Source organism: Pseudomonas sp. NFACC41-3 (assembly GCF_900109505.1).
Classification (GTDB): domain Bacteria; phylum Pseudomonadota; class Gammaproteobacteria; order Pseudomonadales; family Pseudomonadaceae; genus Aquipseudomonas; species Aquipseudomonas chlororaphis.
Genome location: NZ_FOAE01000004.1, coordinates 206,498 through 220,783, shown reverse-complemented (window position 1 = coordinate 220,783; position 14,286 = coordinate 206,498). Strand labels below are relative to the sequence as shown.

Genomic DNA, 14,286 nt, shown 5'->3' with positions numbered 1-14,286 from the left:
GTTCTAGTGAGTCGGCCCGAGGAAGGCCAGCCAGCGGCGTTCTGCGAGGCGGAACAGGCCGACCAGGGCGAAGGTCACGGTGAGGTAGATCAGCGCGGCGATGCCGAAGGACTCGAAGGTCATGAAGGTCGCCGAGTTGGCGTCGCGAGCGACTTTCAGCACATCCGGGATGGTTGCGGTGAAGGCCACGGTGGTCGAGTGCAGCATCAGGATCACTTCGTTGCTGTAGTAGGGCAGCGAGCGGCGCAGGGCCGACGGCATGATCACGTAGGCGTACAGCTTCCAGCCGCTGAGGCCGTAGGCCTTGGCCGCCTCGACCTCGCCGTGGGCCATGCTGCGGATCGCCCCGGCGAAAATCTCCGTGGTGTAGGCACAGGTGTTCAGGGCGAAGGCGAGGATGGTGCAGTTCATCGCGTCGCGAAAGAACGCGTCGAGCACGGGCTGGGCGCGGATCGCGGCGATGCTGTAGATCCCGGTGTAGCAGATCAGCAGCTGGATATAGAGCGGCGTGCCGCGAAACAGGTAGGTGTAGAACTGCACCGGCCAGCGTAGGTAGAGCTTGGGCGAGACCCGGGCGATGGACAGCGGGATCGACACCAGGAAACCGATGAAGATCGAGGCGCTGAGCAGCCACATGGTCATGGCCAGGCCGGTGATGTTGTAGCCGTCGCTGTAGAGGAAGGGTCTCCAGTATTCCTGCAGGAGCTCGATCATCGCACCGCCTCCCGCGAGCCCGCGGCATAACGGCGTTCGAGCCAGCGCAGGACGATGTTGGAGGCGCTGGTAATGACCAGGTAGATCAAGGCTGCCAGCACCAGGAAGTAGAACAGCTGATAGGTGCTCTTGCCGGCATCCTGGGCCGCCTTGACCAGGTCGGCCAGGCCGATGATCGACACCAGCGCGGTGGCCTTGAGCATCACCATCCAGTTATTGCCGATACCCGGCAGGGCAAAACGCATCATCTGCGGAAACACCACGAAGCGAAAACGCTGGCCACGCTTGAGGCCGTAGGCGGTGGCGGCTTCTATCTGCCCGCGCGGCACGGCGAGGATGGCGCCACGGAAGGTTTCGGTGAAGTACGCCCCATAAATGAAGCCCAGGGTGATGACCCCGGCGCTGAACGGGTCGATCTCGATGTATTCCCATTCCATGAAGTTGGTGAAGGTGGTCAGCCAGGTTTGCAGGCTGTAGAAAATCAGCAGCATCAGCACCAGGTCCGGTACGCCGCGGATCAGCGTGGTGTAGAGCTGGGCGGGCAGGCGCAGCAGGCCCAGCCGCGAGAGTTTGGCGCTGGCGCCGAGCAGGCCGAGCAGGACACTGAGTAACAGCGACAATACCGAGAGTTTGATGGTCATCCAGGTGCCTTCCAGCAACAATGGACCGAACCCCTTGAGGCTGAAGGCGGAAAGCCCAAGGGTTTGCAGAAGTTCTTCGAACATAAATCAGAGACCTGTGGCGATAAAAAAGGCGCCCATCGAGGATGGGCGCCAGGACCTTATTTACCGCTGTAGAGATTCAGATCGCCAAAGTGCTTTTTCTGAATGGTGGCGTAGGTGCCATCGTCGTGTAACGCTTTGATACCTTTATTCAGAAGGTCCTTGAGCTCTTTGTTACCTTTGGAGATACCGATAGCTGTCTTGGCCGGCAGCAGCGGGCTGTCCACTGGCTTGCTCACTTCGTAGTCGGCGCCTTGTGGCGACTTCAGGAAGCCCAGCTCGGCTTGCAGCATGTCCTGGATCGAAGCATCGAGACGCCCGGAGATCAGGTCGGCATACACCTGGTCCTGGTTCTGGTAGGCCTGGGTTTTCACTCCGGCCTTGTCCAGTACGGCCTTGGCGTAGGCTTCCTGGATGGTGCCCTGCTCGTAGCCGACAGTCTTGCCCTTGAGCGAGGCGGTGTCTTCGGTCAGGCCGGAACCTTTCTTGAACACGAAGGAGGTCGGGCCGGAGAACAGTTCGTTGGAGAAGTCGATGACTTTCTCGCGGGCCGGGGTGACGGTCATGGATGAGATCACGCCGTCGAATTTATTGGCTTTGAGGCCCGGGATCATGCCGTCGAAGTCGCTTTCGACCCATTTGCACTTGACCTTCAGTTCGGCACAGATGGCATTGCCCAGATCGATGTCGAAGCCGACCAGGCTGCCATCGGCGGCCTTGGATTCAAAAGGTGCGTAGGACGGGTCAACGCCGAAGCGCAGTTCCTTGTATTCCTTGGCCAGCGCGGAACCGGCGGCCATGCAGAGAGCCAGTGCAGAAAGGGTCAGCAATGCTTTTTTCATTATTCAATCCCTAAAAACCAATATGAGCGCTTGTGGCGCATTAGTACTGTTACTGCAAAGCGTCAGACTCAATGAAAGTAGCAATTTCCGAACCAGAGTCCCGAACAAGTGTTTTAAAAGGTGGTGCGAGAGTCTGCCGTGGGTCGGTAGCGCCCCAAAAAAGAGCGTGCGCAAGGCCTTGCATCAATAGGGCGCGTGGGCGATTTCGGGCAGGAAAGGGCGCGGCTGCCGAGAGCGTGGCAGGGTGGGATCAGCGAGGGGGTTGAGGCGTTACCGGGCGCCAGCCCGCCCCTTGTGCAGAGGGGCGGGCTGGCCGGTGTTACTTGCCTGGCGCCAGGGTCAGGCGGGTCTTGCCGTAGAGGCGGTCGAAGTTTTGCGGTTGCAGCGGCAGGCTCAGGTACTGGCCCTTGAGCCAGGCGTCGATGCCGTTCAGGTAGTTCGGGCTGGCCGGGTTGCCGGACTGGCCGCTGCTGTTCATCACGCTCAGCGGTTCGCTCTGGCCGAAATCGACGATCAGCCGTAGCGCCGGAGCCTGGGTCACATTGAAGTCCTGGCCCCAGCGGTACGGCGAACTGTTCAGGGTGCTGTGATCGCCACCGGCCTGCAATGGCCCGCGAATCACCTGGCCACTGGCGTTCTTCCAGCTGTAGCTGTGCAGCTTGCCCCATTGCCAGGCCCGGCGGTCGCCACCCAGCTGGCTTTCACCGGCGCTGATGGCGGCGGCCAGGCTGCGGGCGAGGATCGCCGGCTTGTCTTCTTTCTGCGGGGTGCGGCTGTCATCCCAGAACGGGCTGTCTTCCTGGCCCAGCAGGTGGTCGGCCTGGGCCGAGTAGGACAGCGCGCCGTTGGCCACCAGGGCTTTCCAGGCCGGGCTGGACTCCGGGCCCAGTTTGTCGAGGAAGATCTGCCGGGCGCTTTCCTGCAGGAACAGCTCATAGATCGCCGCATCGGCCGACACCGGGCTGAGTTTGCCGTCGAACGCCATCAGGCGGCTGTAGGCCTCGCGGGCCTTGCTGCGGTCTGCTTCGGGCAGGGCGTCGATGGCTTTCTTCAGGGGCTGCGCCATGCCGGGGGCTTCGAACATCTTCTTCAGCTTGGCGGCGAAGGGAGTGGTCTGGTCGTACTGCATGGCGATCATGCTGCGCCCGTCGTGCTTGCCGCTGCCGGCCAGCTCGGCCAGGCGTTCGCCACGCTCGGGGTAGTACCAGGAGTTGGACAGCTGCATGCCATAACCGTGGGGGATGATCCGCTGGTTGGCGGTGCCCAGCCAGCCCTGGGCCGGGTCCTGGTCATAGGGGTGGAGCATCGGGTCGGCATAACCGTCCCAGTCGTAGCGGCCTTCCCAGCCCGGCGATGGCAGCAGGCCTTCGCCTTCACGGCGGTTGGGGAAGCGGCCGGTGACCTGCCAGCCGATATGGCTGGCATCGGCGAACAGCATGTTCAGGCCGATGGCGCGGATCTCGCGGCTGGCGTCGGAAGCCCGCTCCACGTTTTGCGCCCGCGTCAGGTCGAAGAACGCATCCAGGCTCTTGTCGTCCGCAAGGTTCGGCTGTTGCAGGGCCAGGCCGTAGCCGGCGTTGAGGTTGCTCGAGCTGTTGAGCAGGGCGCCATGACGGGTTTCATAGACCGCCTCGCGAATCGGCCGCTGGCCTTTGACGAAATAGGTTTCGTTGCGCACCACGGCCGGCAGCCATTTGCCGTTGGCTTCGTAATACAGCGCATTGCCCTGGCGCTTGAGTTTTTCCAGGAACAGGTCCTGGTTGTCGCCGGCGACCGAGGTCATGCTCCAGGCCACCTGGCCGTTGAAGCCCTGGACGATCATCGGCAGGCCGGCGATCGAAGCGCCCGCGGCCTGGTACTTGGGCGCGCGGATCTGCACCAGGTTCCACGCCGGCGAATGGCTGTCGGCGGCCAGCAGGCTTCTGCCGCTGCGGCTGCGCTGTGGCGCGATGGCCCAGTTGCTGGCGCCGGCCACGCTCAACGGATTGAGTTCGCCGAGCTTGCCGGCGGCGCTGCTGATTTCACTCAGGCCCGGGACATTCAGGTTGAGACCCTTGAGTTTGTCGCTCTCGGCCAGCGGCAGCGCTTCGTCCGGGTAGCTTGGGGTCAGCCAGGCGAGCTTGTCGGCGCCGACTTTCTGCGCCAGCACCAGGGCGTTGATTTCTTCCGGCAGGTTGGCCGACTGGCTGAAGTTCAACAGGCAGAAAATCAGCGCCGAATCTTCCGGCTTCCAGTATTCGGGCTTGTAGCCGGTGGCGGCCAGGTCCGGCGGCAGCTTGTCGCGGTAGCGGAACAGGTAGGCGTTGACCCCGCGGGCGTAAACCTCGAAGAAGCGCTTGATCCGTGGGGACGAGGCCTTGTACAGCTCGCCGGCACTGTTCTTCAGGTTGACCGCGCGCATGTAGCGGTCGACGTCCAGCGCATCGGCGCCGGACATCTCGGCCAGCCGGCCCTGGGCCAGCAGGCGCAGGGTCACCATCTGGTTGATCCGGTCGCTGGCGTGCACGTAACCCAGGGCGAACAACGCATCGTGGAAGGTGTTGCTTTCGATCAGCGGCATGCCCATGGCATTGCGCCGCACCGAAACGTTCTGGGCCAGGCCCTTGAGCGGTTGCACGCCGGAGGTCGGCGGCAGGCTGTCCTGGGTGTTCCATGACTGGCAACCGGCCAGGCTGAGAACGCCGGCCACTGCCGCGGCAACGCCGAACCGGGGAAGAAAATGTGAGAAGGCTGGCGAGGCCATGGCAAAGCTCCTGCGGGGGGGTAGCGTCGATAAAGGCGCTACGTTAGTGAGCAGGCGAGTGCCGCGCAAGCGGGGGCCGAGAGTATTTCTGCGTTGCCGGATAAATAGCCCGCGCCGGCCGCCCGGTGGCTGCCCGAAGCGGAGCAGTCACCGGGGTTTTCCGGCCGGCGACGGGCTGTCGGGCCTCAGGATTTGGGTGGGTTGATCCGGGCGGCGATGGCGTAGGCGCGCGCGGTCGCCGGGCGATCGAGGATGCGGTTGAACCAGCGGTGCAGGTTGGGGAAGTCTTCCAGGTTCTGGCTTTGCCACTTGTGGGACACAATCCACGGATAAATCGCCATGTCGGCAATGCTGTATTCGCTGCCAGCGACGAAATCCCGGTCCGCCAGGCGTCGGTCCAGCACCCCGTACAACCGCGCGGTTTCATCGACGTAGCGTTTGATCGCGTAGGGGATCTTCTCCGGGGCGAACTGGCTGAAATGGTGATTCTGCCCGGCCATCGGCCCCAGGCCGCCCATCTGCCAGAACAGCCACTGCTGGGCTTCCTGGCGGCCACGCAGGTCCTTGGGCAGGAACTGCCCGGTCTTTTCCGCCAGGTACAGCAGAATCGCCCCGGACTCGAACAGCGACAGCGGGGCGCCGCCGTCGGCCGGCTGATGGTCGACGATGGCGGGGATCCGGTTGTTCGGCGCGATCTTCAGGAACTCGGGCTTGAACTGCTCGCCCTGGCCAATGTTGACCGGGTGCACGCTGTAGGGCAGGCCGGTTTCCTCGAGGAACAGGGAAATCTTGTGGCCGTTGGGGGTGGTCCAGTAATACAGATCGATCATGGCGCTCTCCAGGTAAACGAAGGACATTCTGCTACGGACAGCAAACAGTGGTATTCGGTGGTCCGGTCTACGTTCGACGGCTTGCCTGTGGGGAGAGGTGATGTTGAAGTGCGTGGAATTCAATGACCCAACGTGAGAAAAGTCAGCATGGAGCTTCAGACCAATGCGGCGCTGATCCTGATCGATCAGCAACAGGGCATCCTGCATCCCCGGCTCGGGCGACGTAACAACCCCGAGGCCGAGGAACGCATCGCCGAGTTGCTGGCTTACTGGCGCCAGACGGCGCGGCCGTTGATCCATGTGCAGCACCTGTCCCGCAGCGAGCAGTCGGTGTTCTGGCCGGGGCAGTCGGGAGTGGAGTTTCAGCAGCGGTTCATGCCGCTGGGCGCTGAGGCGGTGATCCAGAAGCAAGTGCCGGATGCCTTCTGCGCCACGACCCTGGAGGCCGATTTACGCAAGGCCGGGATAGGCCAGCTGGTGATCGTCGGCGTGGCGACCCACAACTCGGTGGAGTCGACGGCGCGGACCGCCGGCAACCTGGGGTTCGATACCTGGGTGGTGGAGGATGCCTGCTACACCTTCGACAAGGCCGACTTTTTCGGCCAGGCCCACAGCGCCGAGGAGGTGCATGCCATGTCGCTGGGCAATCTGCATGGCGAGTATGCGACGGTGACCACGACCCAGCAGATCCTTCATTCGCCCTTGTAGGAGCGAGCTTGCTCGCGATCAGAACATCTTGGCACCGCAAGGTCCGAGGTGCCTGCATCGCGAGCAAGCTTCGCTCCTACAGAAGATAAAGGCAGGGCGTTACGCCATCAGGCGCCGTGGCACTTCTTGAATTTCTTGCTGCTGCCACATGGGCAAGGGTCGTTGCGGCCGACATCTTTCAAGGCGTTGCGCACCGGCTCCTGGTGAGCATGGTTGCAATGCGGACCGTGAACATGGCCATGGTCGTGATCGTGATCGTGGTGGTCATGATCGTGGTTGCAGTCAGGGCCATGGACATGGGGTTGCTGGGTCATCGAGGTTGCTCCGGAATAAAATCGGCGGGAATTATCTCGCCTTTGCGCGCCAGGTGCACGTCATGGCCGATGAATAATCCGGTTTCCAGCAAACCGTCCAGACGATAGGGGATCGGTTGCTGCGGTTCCTTCAGCCATTTCACCACCTGGCGTATCTGCGGCCACAGGTTGGTGCGCACGGGGACCTGGAAGTAGGCGCTGTGCTTGGGGCCGATGGTGAACCAGTGTTCATGCTCACCCTCCGCCAGCAACACGTCGCCGAGATGAACCCGGTATTCCAGGGCGCGGACGGTCAGGTCGGCATCGTTGGGGTTGTCGACCCGAAAGTGTAAGAGCAGGCGCTGCTCCAGCAAATTAGCCTTGATCACCTCGACCTTGACCAGGTGCACCTGCGGGTCGAGGGTGTCGTCGACGAACCACGAGGCACAGCCCGAAAGCGCCAGCGCCGTGAGCAGTCCGAGGGTCCGTAGTGCGCGCAGCTGAACGACCATGGGGGGTTACTCCGTTTGAACTCCCAGTCTAGGCTCTGTACGAAAAGTGGCTGCGCTCGGCCATGCTGCGTTAAAAACAGGCTCGGAATGCTCATGTAGGCCCCTACACTCCGCTTCCTCGCCTGTTTTTGCCTTGCCTGACCTTCGCTCGCCGACTTTTCGTACAGACCCATGGCAACCATGGAGCGCACGCGAGGACAGGCTCAGGGGCGGGTATTCAGCTGGCGAAGTAGCTGGCGCAGCACTTCTTGAATTTCTGCCCGCTGGCGCAGGGGCAGGCGTCGTTGCGGCCGGCCTTGAGTTGCACGGTCGGGTCGATGAAATACCAGTGCCCACTGTTCTGCACGAAGGATGAGCGTTCGCGATGGCTGTGTTCGCCGTGGCTGTCGTGCCAGCGCGCGGTGAAGGTGACGAAGGCGTGTTCTGGTTGGCCGCCGAAGACTTCCGAGCTTTCGACTTCCAGGCCCAGCCAGGTGCTTTGCGCGCTCCAGTCGCCGATGGACTGGCGGTCCAGGCCGCTCTGTTGCGCCGGCAGCGTGGTGGCCACCAGATAATCCACCAGGCCCAGCACGTAGGCGCTGTAGCGCGAGCGCATCAGGGCCTCGGCGCAGGGCGCGGGGTGGCCGGCGTGGTAGTGGCCGCAGCAGGCATCCAGCAGGTTGCCGCTGCCGCAGGGACAAATAGAGGTACTCATTGCATTACCACCAGTACTTTCCGAAGTTTTCCGGATTCGCCCAGAACCTGGAATTGAGCCAGTCGGGCACTTGTTTGTATTCAAGCAGATCGTAGGTGAACAGGGTCAGGACCTGTTCGTCGCGCTGGAAACGTTCGCTGGCCTGCAGGGCCAGGGAGAAAAAGTCGGTTTCCTGCCAGCCGCAGGCGTTCAGGTCGGCCAGTACCGCGATGCGGCTGGCGTTGAGGTTGCGGATGCCGCCGAGCAGGTTCAGGCCGTCGCGCTTGGGCAGATGCTCCAGGCAGTCGACCGCCAGCGCCAGGTCGAAACGGCGCGCCGCCAGTTCCGCCGGCAAGGGGCCGGGCGCGGTCTGGGCAATGACGGTTTCGGGGTGTGCCTGGCGAAACGCCTCCAGGGCCGGAAACCCGCTGGCGCCGATCAGCAGCAGCTGTTGCGGGGCGTAGCGATCGAGCAGGGCGGCCAGGGCCTGCTGGGGCGTGCGCGAAGAAATACCTGCGGTCATCGAAGTTCCTCACTCTTTGAGTGGCAAAGACTAGCCTGCCCGGACCCGCGGGCCTAGAGCCGTTTTGTCTGAAATGACAGCCGATCCTGGGTAAAACCAGGGGCAAAGCCCGCCGGCCTGATGCTGGCGGAGATTTAAAGCCAGGTCTTTACTCCCCCAATCGGTTCTAAGCCGATTCCCTCAGGAGATAACTAGATGAGCATAGTTCGGACAGCATTACCCTTGGTTCTGCTAACCAGTGTGTTGACTGGTTGCGCAGGTTTGCAGAAAACCGACTGGCCGACCTGCGCCGCTGTCGGGGGTGTCGGTGGGGCCGCGTTGGGCGCGATTGAAAGCTCGTCCTGGGCAGGCTACGGCGCCTTGCTGGGGGCTGGTGTCGCGGCCGGTTATTGCTGGGTGCACGGTGATGGCGACGAAGACGGCGATGGCGTGCCGGACAGTCGCGACAAGTGCCCAGGCACGCCTAAAGGCGTGCAGGTGGACGCCAACGGTTGCCCGCCAGAGCCTGTGGCGGTGGTCGAGGAAGCGGTGGTGGTCAAGGAAGAGACCATTGTCATCCGTGATGTGCACTTCGAGTTCGATTCGGCCAGGCTGACCGCTGCCGACAAGGCCAAGCTCGACACCATCGCCACGCGCCTGAAGCAGGAAGCGCCAAGTGCGCAACTGCGGGTGACCGGGCACACCGACAGCGTGGGCAGCGATGCCTACAACCAGCGCCTCTCGGAAAAGCGCGCGCGCTCGGTGACCGAGTACCTGATCAGCGCGGGCGTACCCCGCAGCAGTTTCGTTTCGGTCGTCGGTGCCGGCGAGAGCCAGCCGGTCGCGGATAACAAGACCGCCGACGGCCGGGCGATGAACCGTCGCACGGAAATCAAAATCAACCGCTGATTGCCCGGCGTGATTGCCTGGCATGGGCGGCTTGTGCAGCCGCCCATGCGGGTCTTTACTCCTGTGTGACCGGTATGGGCCGGTGACACAGGAGCATTCATGATGAGTCTTCTCTCGCGAGCCGCCTTACCGGTTCTACTGCTCGGCAGCCTGCTCACAGGCTGTGCTACCCACAGCGACGGCACTGCCCCCCTCAACCAGCGTACGTGGCCAGTCTGCAGCCTGCTCGGCGGCCTGGTGGGCGGCGGCCTGGGCGCCATTGAAAGCGGTGGCTGGGCCGCGGGTGGCGCGGCACTCGGCCTGGTGACCGGCGGCTTGATCTGCTACGCCCAGGATGGTGACAAGGACGATGACGGCGTGTTCGACCGCCGTGACCGTTGCCCGGACACCCCGGCCAATACCCCGGTCGACAACCGCGGCTGCCCGCTGCCGCAATACCCGGCCGCACCGGCAGCCGAGCCGGCGGCGCAATCTGAGGTGATCACCCTCAGCGATCAGGGCGATGTGCTGTTTGCCTTCGACTCGGCGCAGCTGACCCCCGAAGCCCAAAACCAGCTGCAAGGGCTGCTGGCCAAGCTGCAGGGCGCCGACGTGCAGAGCATCAAGGTCATTGGTCACACCGACAGCCAGGGGACGGATGAATACAACCAGAAACTCTCCGAACGCCGCGCCAGCAGCGTCGTTGCCTTCCTCCTGAACCAGGGCCTGACGCCGGACAAACTGACCAGCCAGGGCAAGGGCGAGAGCGAGCCGGTCGCCGATAATGACACCGAAGAAGGGCGGGCGCAGAACCGCCGGGTGGAGCTGCATATTCAGCGTTGAGCACCAGGCGCCAGGGCGGCTTGGCAGGGGGCGGCGGGAGAATTTTCGCCGCCCTCTGGCTTATCCCTCGCCGAAGTCGTTACTGTGCGCGCAAAGAAAAATTCGCAAAGGGGGGCATATGAAGGTGTTTTGGGGGCTGGGCAAGCTGTTGACGCTGCTGTTCTGGTTGCTGGTGCTATTTAATCTGGTCAGCCCGCTGATCAATCCGATTCATCTGTTGCTCAATCTGGCAGGCAGCCTGTTGCTGCTGACCCACCTGATGGAGCTGCTGCTGTTCAACGGCAGCCTCAAGGGCCGTGCCCACCCTTGGCGCGATCGCCTGCAGATTCTCCTGACCGGCATTTTCCACCTGCAGACCTTCAAGGCGGCGAAGCCCGCGGAGGTCGGCCATGCGTAAGCTCTGCCTGCTCGCGGTACTGTGCAGCCCGCAGGTTTTGGCCCAGGTGGTGACAGTCGAGACCCACTCCCTGATGCGCCTGCCCAACACCACCAGCAGCCTGCAACTGGAGCGCCTGGAAGTGGCCGACTACGGCACCTTGCTGATTCCGTCCACGGTCACCGAGGTCAAGGTCGGCGAGTTGCGTCTGGGGCGCGAGGCGCGGATCGCTATCGTTCCGGCTGAACAAAGCCTGCAACTGGACATCGACCATGCCGATCTGGAGGCCGGCAGCCAGATCACCTCTCGCGGGGCTCCGGGGACCTATGAGAAGGCGGCCAAGCCCGGACGCAACCTGACGCTGCGCATCACCTCGCTGCAGGCCGGGGAGCTCTCGGTGGATGCGCGCGGTGGCACCGGCGCGCCGGGTTATGTCGGCCTCGATGGCGCCAACGGCGAGGAGCCGGGTTGCACCTGGGGCCAGGCCGGGCGTGGCGCCGATGGCGACAATGGCGGTGATGGCCAGCCGGGGGCGGCGGGCGCCCAGGTGCGGGTCGAGCTGCCGCGGGATTACCCGGCGGAGCAGATCAAGGTCTTAGTCGAGGGTGGGGCCGGCGGTGTGGCCGGTGCGGGCGGCAAACCCGGGGCCGGGGGCAAGTCCAAAGGCTGCTTCGTCTATCGCGCCGACGGTGGCAAGAGCGGCCGTCCTGGGGCCGAAGGCCATGCAGGGCCGGCAGGCCCCGCGGGTTCGGTAACCGTGCAACGCCTGTAGGCGGTCTTCGAACAAGCGCTGCTGACTCTGACGCTATCGCGGGCAAGCCTCGCTCCTACACGATTGTGCTGTCTGTAGGCGCGAGGCTGGCCCGCGATGCTTTTTCCGGTATCGGCTTTTAGAACATCGGCCGGGCCGCCGCCACCGCCACCAGCAACAGACCAATGATCAGATTGATCCCCACCAATTTCCGAATATTGCCCAGGGTCGTGGCCCCCGTCGGCCAGTCCTCGGCCGCCACCGCCTGACGCAGCGCTGGCAGCTGCAACGACTGGATCCGGATAAACAGCGCGGTCATCACCACATACAGGCCCATCATCACCTGCACATAACGCGGTGCGGTCTCGAAGCCGCTGAAACGCAGGTGGATCAGGCCGACGCCGCTGATCGGCAACAGCACCACCGCGATCCAGACCCAGACGAAAAACCGTGGGAACACTTCTGCCCACAGCTTCAATCGCGCCGGCCCTTCAAGGGCCGCCACCGCCGCGGGGCGCAGCACCATCCAGGCGAAAAACATGCCGCCGACCCAGACCAGGGCGGCCAGGACATGCAGGGTGTAGGCAAGGGCAAAGGCTGTCATTCGGGTACTCCGTTCTGCGCGGGATGAATTAGCGGGGTATGATAGCGGCCGATCCGAACCACTGAAAATTTATCCAGCGTTTCTCGCGCCCGAAGAACCATGATCAGCAACGAACTCAAAACCACGATCCAGGGCGCCTACTCGCGTTTTCTCGAAGCCAAGAGCCTGAAACCGCGTTACGGCCAGCGCCTGATGATCGCCGAAGTGGCCAAGGTCCTGGGCGATGTCGATACCGACGACGAAGGCCGGCGCTCTGGCGACCCGGCCGTGGTGGCCGTGGAGGCGGGCACCGGTACCGGCAAGACCGTGGCCTACAGCCTGGCCGCGATCCCGACCGCCAAGGCCGCCGGCAAGCGCCTGGTAATCGCCACCGCCACCGTCGCCCTGCAGGAGCAGATCGTCTACAAGGACCTGCCCGACCTGATGCGCAACAGCGGGCTGAACTTCACCTTCTCCCTGGCCAAGGGCCGTGGCCGCTACATGTGCCTGTCCAAGCTCGACATGCTGCTGCAGGAAGGCCACGCGCAAACCGCCACCGCCCAGCTGTTCGAAGAAGAAGGCTTCAAGATCGAGGTCGACGAGGCCAGCCAGAAGCTGTTTACCAGCATGATCGAGAAGCTCGCCGGCAATAAATGGGACGGTGACCGCGACAGCTGGCCCACCGCTCTGGAAGACGCCGACTGGGCGCGCCTGACCACCGACCATAGCCAGTGCACCAACCGCCATTGCCCGAACTTCGGCCAGTGCGCCTTCTACAAGGCCCGCGAAGGCATGGGCAAGGTCGACGTGATCGTCACCAACCACGACATGGTCCTGGCCGACCTGGCCCTGGGCGGCGGCGCGGTGTTGCCGGACCCGCGCGACACCCTCTATGTGTTCGACGAAGGCCACCACCTGCCGGACAAGGCCATCGGCCACTTCGCCCATTACACTCGCCTGCGCTCCACCGCCGACTGGCTGGAGCAGACCGCCAAGAACCTCACCAAGCTGCTGGCCCAGCACCCGTTGCCGGGCGATCTGGGCAAGCTGATCGAGCAGGTGCCGGAGCTGGCGCGGGAGATCAAGACCCAGCAGCAGTTCATGTTCACCGCCTGCGAACAACTGGCCGACTTCAAGACCGGCGAAGACATGGAGGGCCGCGAGCGGCCGCGCCACCGTTTTGTCGGCGGGCTGATCCCCGACCATATGCGCGAAATGGGCATCGAGCTGAAAAAAGGCTTCTCGCGCCTGACCGACCTGTTCACCCGCCTGACCGACCTGCTCAAGGAAGGCATGGACGGCGAGGTCAATATCGGCATCGCCAGCAACCAGGCCGAAGAGTGGTACCCGCTGTTCGGCAGCCTGCTGTCGCGCGCCTCGGGCAACTGGGAACTGTGGACCGCCTTCACCACCGAAGACCCGGAAGACAACCCGCCGATGGCACGCTGGCTGACCCTGGCGGAAAGCGGCTCGCTGTTCGACATCGAGGTCAACGCCAGCCCGATCCTTGCCGCGGAGATGCTCCGTCGCAACCTGTGGAACGTGGCCTATGGCGCGCTCGTGACCTCCGCCACCCTGACTGCCCTGGGCAGCTTCGATCGCTTCCGCATGCGTGCCGGGCTGCCGAAAAAAGCCGTGACGGCGGTGGTGCCCAGCCCCTTCCATCACGCCGACGCCGGGGTGCTGCGGGTTCCCGACCTGCGCGCCGACCCACGGGATGCTCCGGCCCACACCGCGGCGATCATCCGCGACCTGCCGGAGCTGGTGGAGGGCTCGCGGGGCACCCTGGTGCTGTTCTCGTCGCGCAAGCAGATGCAAGACGTGTTCGACGGCCTCGATCGCGACTGGCGCAAGCAGGTGTTCATTCAAGGCAACCTGTCGAAACAGGAAACACTGAACAAGCACAAGGCGCGGGTCGATGGCGGCGATTCCAGCGTGCTGTTCGGCCTGGCCAGTTTTGCCGAGGGTGTGGACCTGCCCGGCGCCTACTGCGAGCACGTGGTGATCGCCAAGATCCCGTTCTCGGTGCCGGACGATCCGGTGGAAGCCGCGTTGGCCGAGTGGATCGAAGCCAGGGGCGGCAACCCGTTCATGGAAATCTCGGTGCCGGACGCCTCGCTCAAGCTGGTCCAGGCCTGCGGTCGCCTGCTGCGTACCGAACAGGACCGCGGCACCATCACCCTGCTGGATCGGCGCCTGGTCACCCAGCGTTATGGCAAGGCTATTCTCAATGCGTTGCCGCCGTTCCGCCGGGAAATTTCCTGAGCGCGGCCGGCCTGTGGGCCGGTCGCGTTGTCCATTGCATA

At 63.7% G+C, this 14,286-nt stretch carries 16 protein-coding genes; 6 read left to right on the top strand and 10 right to left on the bottom strand.

The window, feature by feature from the left end; genetic code table 11:
• Positions 1 to 3: 3 nt before the first annotated feature.
• From BMY68_RS19055 to BMY68_RS19035, 5 genes are all read right to left on the bottom strand, one after another.
• The gene (locus BMY68_RS19055) at positions 4 to 714 is read right to left on the bottom strand and encodes an ABC transporter permease (protein WP_009042460.1); all 711 of its coding nucleotides are present in this window, start codon (positions 712 to 714) and stop codon (positions 4 to 6) included.
• Positions 711 to 1,439 carry an ABC transporter permease gene (locus tag BMY68_RS19050; protein WP_009042461.1) on the bottom strand — a complete coding sequence of 243 codons (729 nt, stop codon included), beginning with the start codon at positions 1,437 to 1,439 and terminating at the stop codon, positions 711 to 713. The genes BMY68_RS19055 and BMY68_RS19050 overlap by 4 nt, the downstream gene beginning before the upstream one ends.
• Positions 1,440 to 1,495: 56 nt before the next feature.
• A complete protein-coding gene (locus BMY68_RS19045; protein WP_009042462.1) occupies positions 1,496 to 2,278 on the bottom strand; it encodes a transporter substrate-binding domain-containing protein in 783 nt (260 codons plus the stop codon).
• Between the two features lie 319 nt (positions 2,279 to 2,597).
• A complete protein-coding gene (locus tag BMY68_RS19040; protein WP_085529991.1) occupies positions 2,598 to 5,021 on the bottom strand; it encodes a penicillin acylase family protein in 2,424 nt (807 codons plus the stop codon).
• Positions 5,022 to 5,206: 185 nt separating this feature from the next.
• Positions 5,207 to 5,851 (bottom strand): glutathione binding-like protein, encoded by a 645-nt coding sequence (locus tag BMY68_RS19035; RefSeq protein ID WP_085529992.1) that lies wholly within the window; start codon positions 5,849 to 5,851, stop codon positions 5,207 to 5,209.
• A 147-nt stretch (positions 5,852 to 5,998) separates the two neighbouring features.
• Here BMY68_RS19035 and BMY68_RS19030 point away from each other — a divergent pair, with 147 nt between their 5' ends.
• Positions 5,999 to 6,559 (top strand): cysteine hydrolase family protein, encoded by a 561-nt coding sequence (locus BMY68_RS19030; protein ID WP_053259847.1) that lies wholly within the window; start codon positions 5,999 to 6,001, stop codon positions 6,557 to 6,559.
• 107 nt (positions 6,560 to 6,666) lie between these two features.
• Here the strand turns inward: BMY68_RS19030 and BMY68_RS19025 are convergent, their stop codons facing one another.
• From BMY68_RS19025 to BMY68_RS19010, 4 genes are all read right to left on the bottom strand, one after another.
• Positions 6,667 to 6,873, bottom strand: coding sequence for an SEC-C metal-binding domain-containing protein (locus tag BMY68_RS19025; RefSeq protein WP_016965285.1), 207 nt, complete (start codon positions 6,871 to 6,873; stop codon positions 6,667 to 6,669).
• Positions 6,870 to 7,364 carry an LEA/WHy family protein gene (locus BMY68_RS19020; protein ID WP_085529993.1) on the bottom strand — a complete coding sequence of 165 codons (495 nt, stop codon included), beginning with the start codon at positions 7,362 to 7,364 and terminating at the stop codon, positions 6,870 to 6,872. The genes BMY68_RS19025 and BMY68_RS19020 overlap by 4 nt, the downstream gene beginning before the upstream one ends.
• A gap of 217 nt (positions 7,365 to 7,581) precedes the next feature.
• Positions 7,582 to 8,058 carry a YchJ family protein gene (locus BMY68_RS19015; protein WP_009042467.1) on the bottom strand — a complete coding sequence of 159 codons (477 nt, stop codon included), beginning with the start codon at positions 8,056 to 8,058 and terminating at the stop codon, positions 7,582 to 7,584.
• A 4-nt stretch (positions 8,059 to 8,062) separates the two neighbouring features.
• Positions 8,063 to 8,560, bottom strand: a complete 498-nt coding sequence (locus BMY68_RS19010; RefSeq protein WP_007923053.1) for a DUF6231 family protein — start codon at positions 8,558 to 8,560, stop codon at positions 8,063 to 8,065.
• A 195-nt stretch (positions 8,561 to 8,755) separates the two neighbouring features.
• On the opposite strand from BMY68_RS19010, the gene BMY68_RS19005 reads away from it, so the two are divergent.
• The 4 genes from BMY68_RS19005 to BMY68_RS18990 all read left to right on the top strand — a co-directional run bounded on the left by BMY68_RS19005 (position 8,756) and on the right by BMY68_RS18990 (position 11,418).
• Positions 8,756 to 9,448, top strand: a complete 693-nt coding sequence (locus BMY68_RS19005; RefSeq protein WP_007923054.1) for a PA1041 family peptidoglycan-binding anchor lipoprotein — start codon at positions 8,756 to 8,758, stop codon at positions 9,446 to 9,448.
• A 102-nt stretch (positions 9,449 to 9,550) separates the two neighbouring features.
• On the top strand, positions 9,551 to 10,270 hold the full coding sequence (locus BMY68_RS19000; protein WP_085529994.1) for a PA1041 family peptidoglycan-binding anchor lipoprotein: 720 nt from the start codon (positions 9,551 to 9,553) through the stop codon (positions 10,268 to 10,270).
• A gap of 118 nt (positions 10,271 to 10,388) precedes the next feature.
• Positions 10,389 to 10,667, top strand: coding sequence for a DUF1145 domain-containing protein (locus BMY68_RS18995; protein ID WP_085529995.1), 279 nt, complete (start codon positions 10,389 to 10,391; stop codon positions 10,665 to 10,667).
• The gene (locus tag BMY68_RS18990) at positions 10,660 to 11,418 is read left to right on the top strand and encodes a collagen pro alpha-chain precursor (RefSeq protein WP_085529996.1); all 759 of its coding nucleotides are present in this window, start codon (positions 10,660 to 10,662) and stop codon (positions 11,416 to 11,418) included. The genes BMY68_RS18995 and BMY68_RS18990 overlap by 8 nt, the downstream gene beginning before the upstream one ends.
• A 118-nt stretch (positions 11,419 to 11,536) precedes the next feature.
• Here the strand turns inward: BMY68_RS18990 and BMY68_RS18985 are convergent, their stop codons facing one another.
• Complete coding sequence (locus BMY68_RS18985; RefSeq protein ID WP_085529997.1) at positions 11,537 to 12,001, bottom strand: CopD family protein; 465 nt, start codon at positions 11,999 to 12,001, stop codon at positions 11,537 to 11,539.
• 99 nt (positions 12,002 to 12,100) lie between these two features.
• Between BMY68_RS18985 and dinG the strand changes: the two genes are divergently transcribed.
• Positions 12,101 to 14,245 carry an ATP-dependent DNA helicase DinG gene (gene dinG / locus BMY68_RS18980; RefSeq protein WP_062823481.1) on the top strand — a complete coding sequence of 715 codons (2,145 nt, stop codon included), beginning with the start codon at positions 12,101 to 12,103 and terminating at the stop codon, positions 14,243 to 14,245.
• The last annotated feature ends 41 nt before the right edge of the window (positions 14,246 to 14,286 follow it).

Bases quoted from the DNA above. Each gene is read 5' to 3' on its own strand.
- BMY68_RS19055 (WP_009042460.1), bottom strand. From the start codon at position 714: ATGATCGAGCTCCTGCAGGAATACTGGAGACCCTTCCTCTACAGCGAC.
- BMY68_RS19050 (WP_009042461.1), bottom strand. From the start codon at position 1,439: ATGTTCGAAGAACTTCTGCAAACCCTTGGGCTTTCCGCCTTCAGCCTC.
- BMY68_RS19045 (WP_009042462.1), bottom strand. From the start codon at position 2,278: ATGAAAAAAGCATTGCTGACCCTTTCTGCACTGGCTCTCTGCATGGCC.
- BMY68_RS19040 (WP_085529991.1), bottom strand. From the start codon at position 5,021: ATGGCCTCGCCAGCCTTCTCACATTTTCTTCCCCGGTTCGGCGTTGCC.
- BMY68_RS19035 (WP_085529992.1), bottom strand. From the start codon at position 5,851: ATGATCGATCTGTATTACTGGACCACCCCCAACGGCCACAAGATTTCC.
- BMY68_RS19030 (WP_053259847.1), top strand. From the start codon at position 5,999: ATGGAGCTTCAGACCAATGCGGCGCTGATCCTGATCGATCAGCAACAG.
- BMY68_RS19025 (WP_016965285.1), bottom strand. From the start codon at position 6,873: ATGACCCAGCAACCCCATGTCCATGGCCCTGACTGCAACCACGATCAT.
- BMY68_RS19020 (WP_085529993.1), bottom strand. From the start codon at position 7,364: ATGGTCGTTCAGCTGCGCGCACTACGGACCCTCGGACTGCTCACGGCG.
- BMY68_RS19015 (WP_009042467.1), bottom strand. From the start codon at position 8,058: ATGAGTACCTCTATTTGTCCCTGCGGCAGCGGCAACCTGCTGGATGCC.
- BMY68_RS19010 (WP_007923053.1), bottom strand. From the start codon at position 8,560: ATGACCGCAGGTATTTCTTCGCGCACGCCCCAGCAGGCCCTGGCCGCC.
- BMY68_RS19005 (WP_007923054.1), top strand. From the start codon at position 8,756: ATGAGCATAGTTCGGACAGCATTACCCTTGGTTCTGCTAACCAGTGTG.
- BMY68_RS19000 (WP_085529994.1), top strand. From the start codon at position 9,551: ATGAGTCTTCTCTCGCGAGCCGCCTTACCGGTTCTACTGCTCGGCAGC.
- BMY68_RS18995 (WP_085529995.1), top strand. From the start codon at position 10,389: ATGAAGGTGTTTTGGGGGCTGGGCAAGCTGTTGACGCTGCTGTTCTGG.
- BMY68_RS18990 (WP_085529996.1), top strand. From the start codon at position 10,660: ATGCGTAAGCTCTGCCTGCTCGCGGTACTGTGCAGCCCGCAGGTTTTG.
- BMY68_RS18985 (WP_085529997.1), bottom strand. From the start codon at position 12,001: ATGACAGCCTTTGCCCTTGCCTACACCCTGCATGTCCTGGCCGCCCTG.
- dinG (WP_062823481.1), top strand. From the start codon at position 12,101: ATGATCAGCAACGAACTCAAAACCACGATCCAGGGCGCCTACTCGCGT.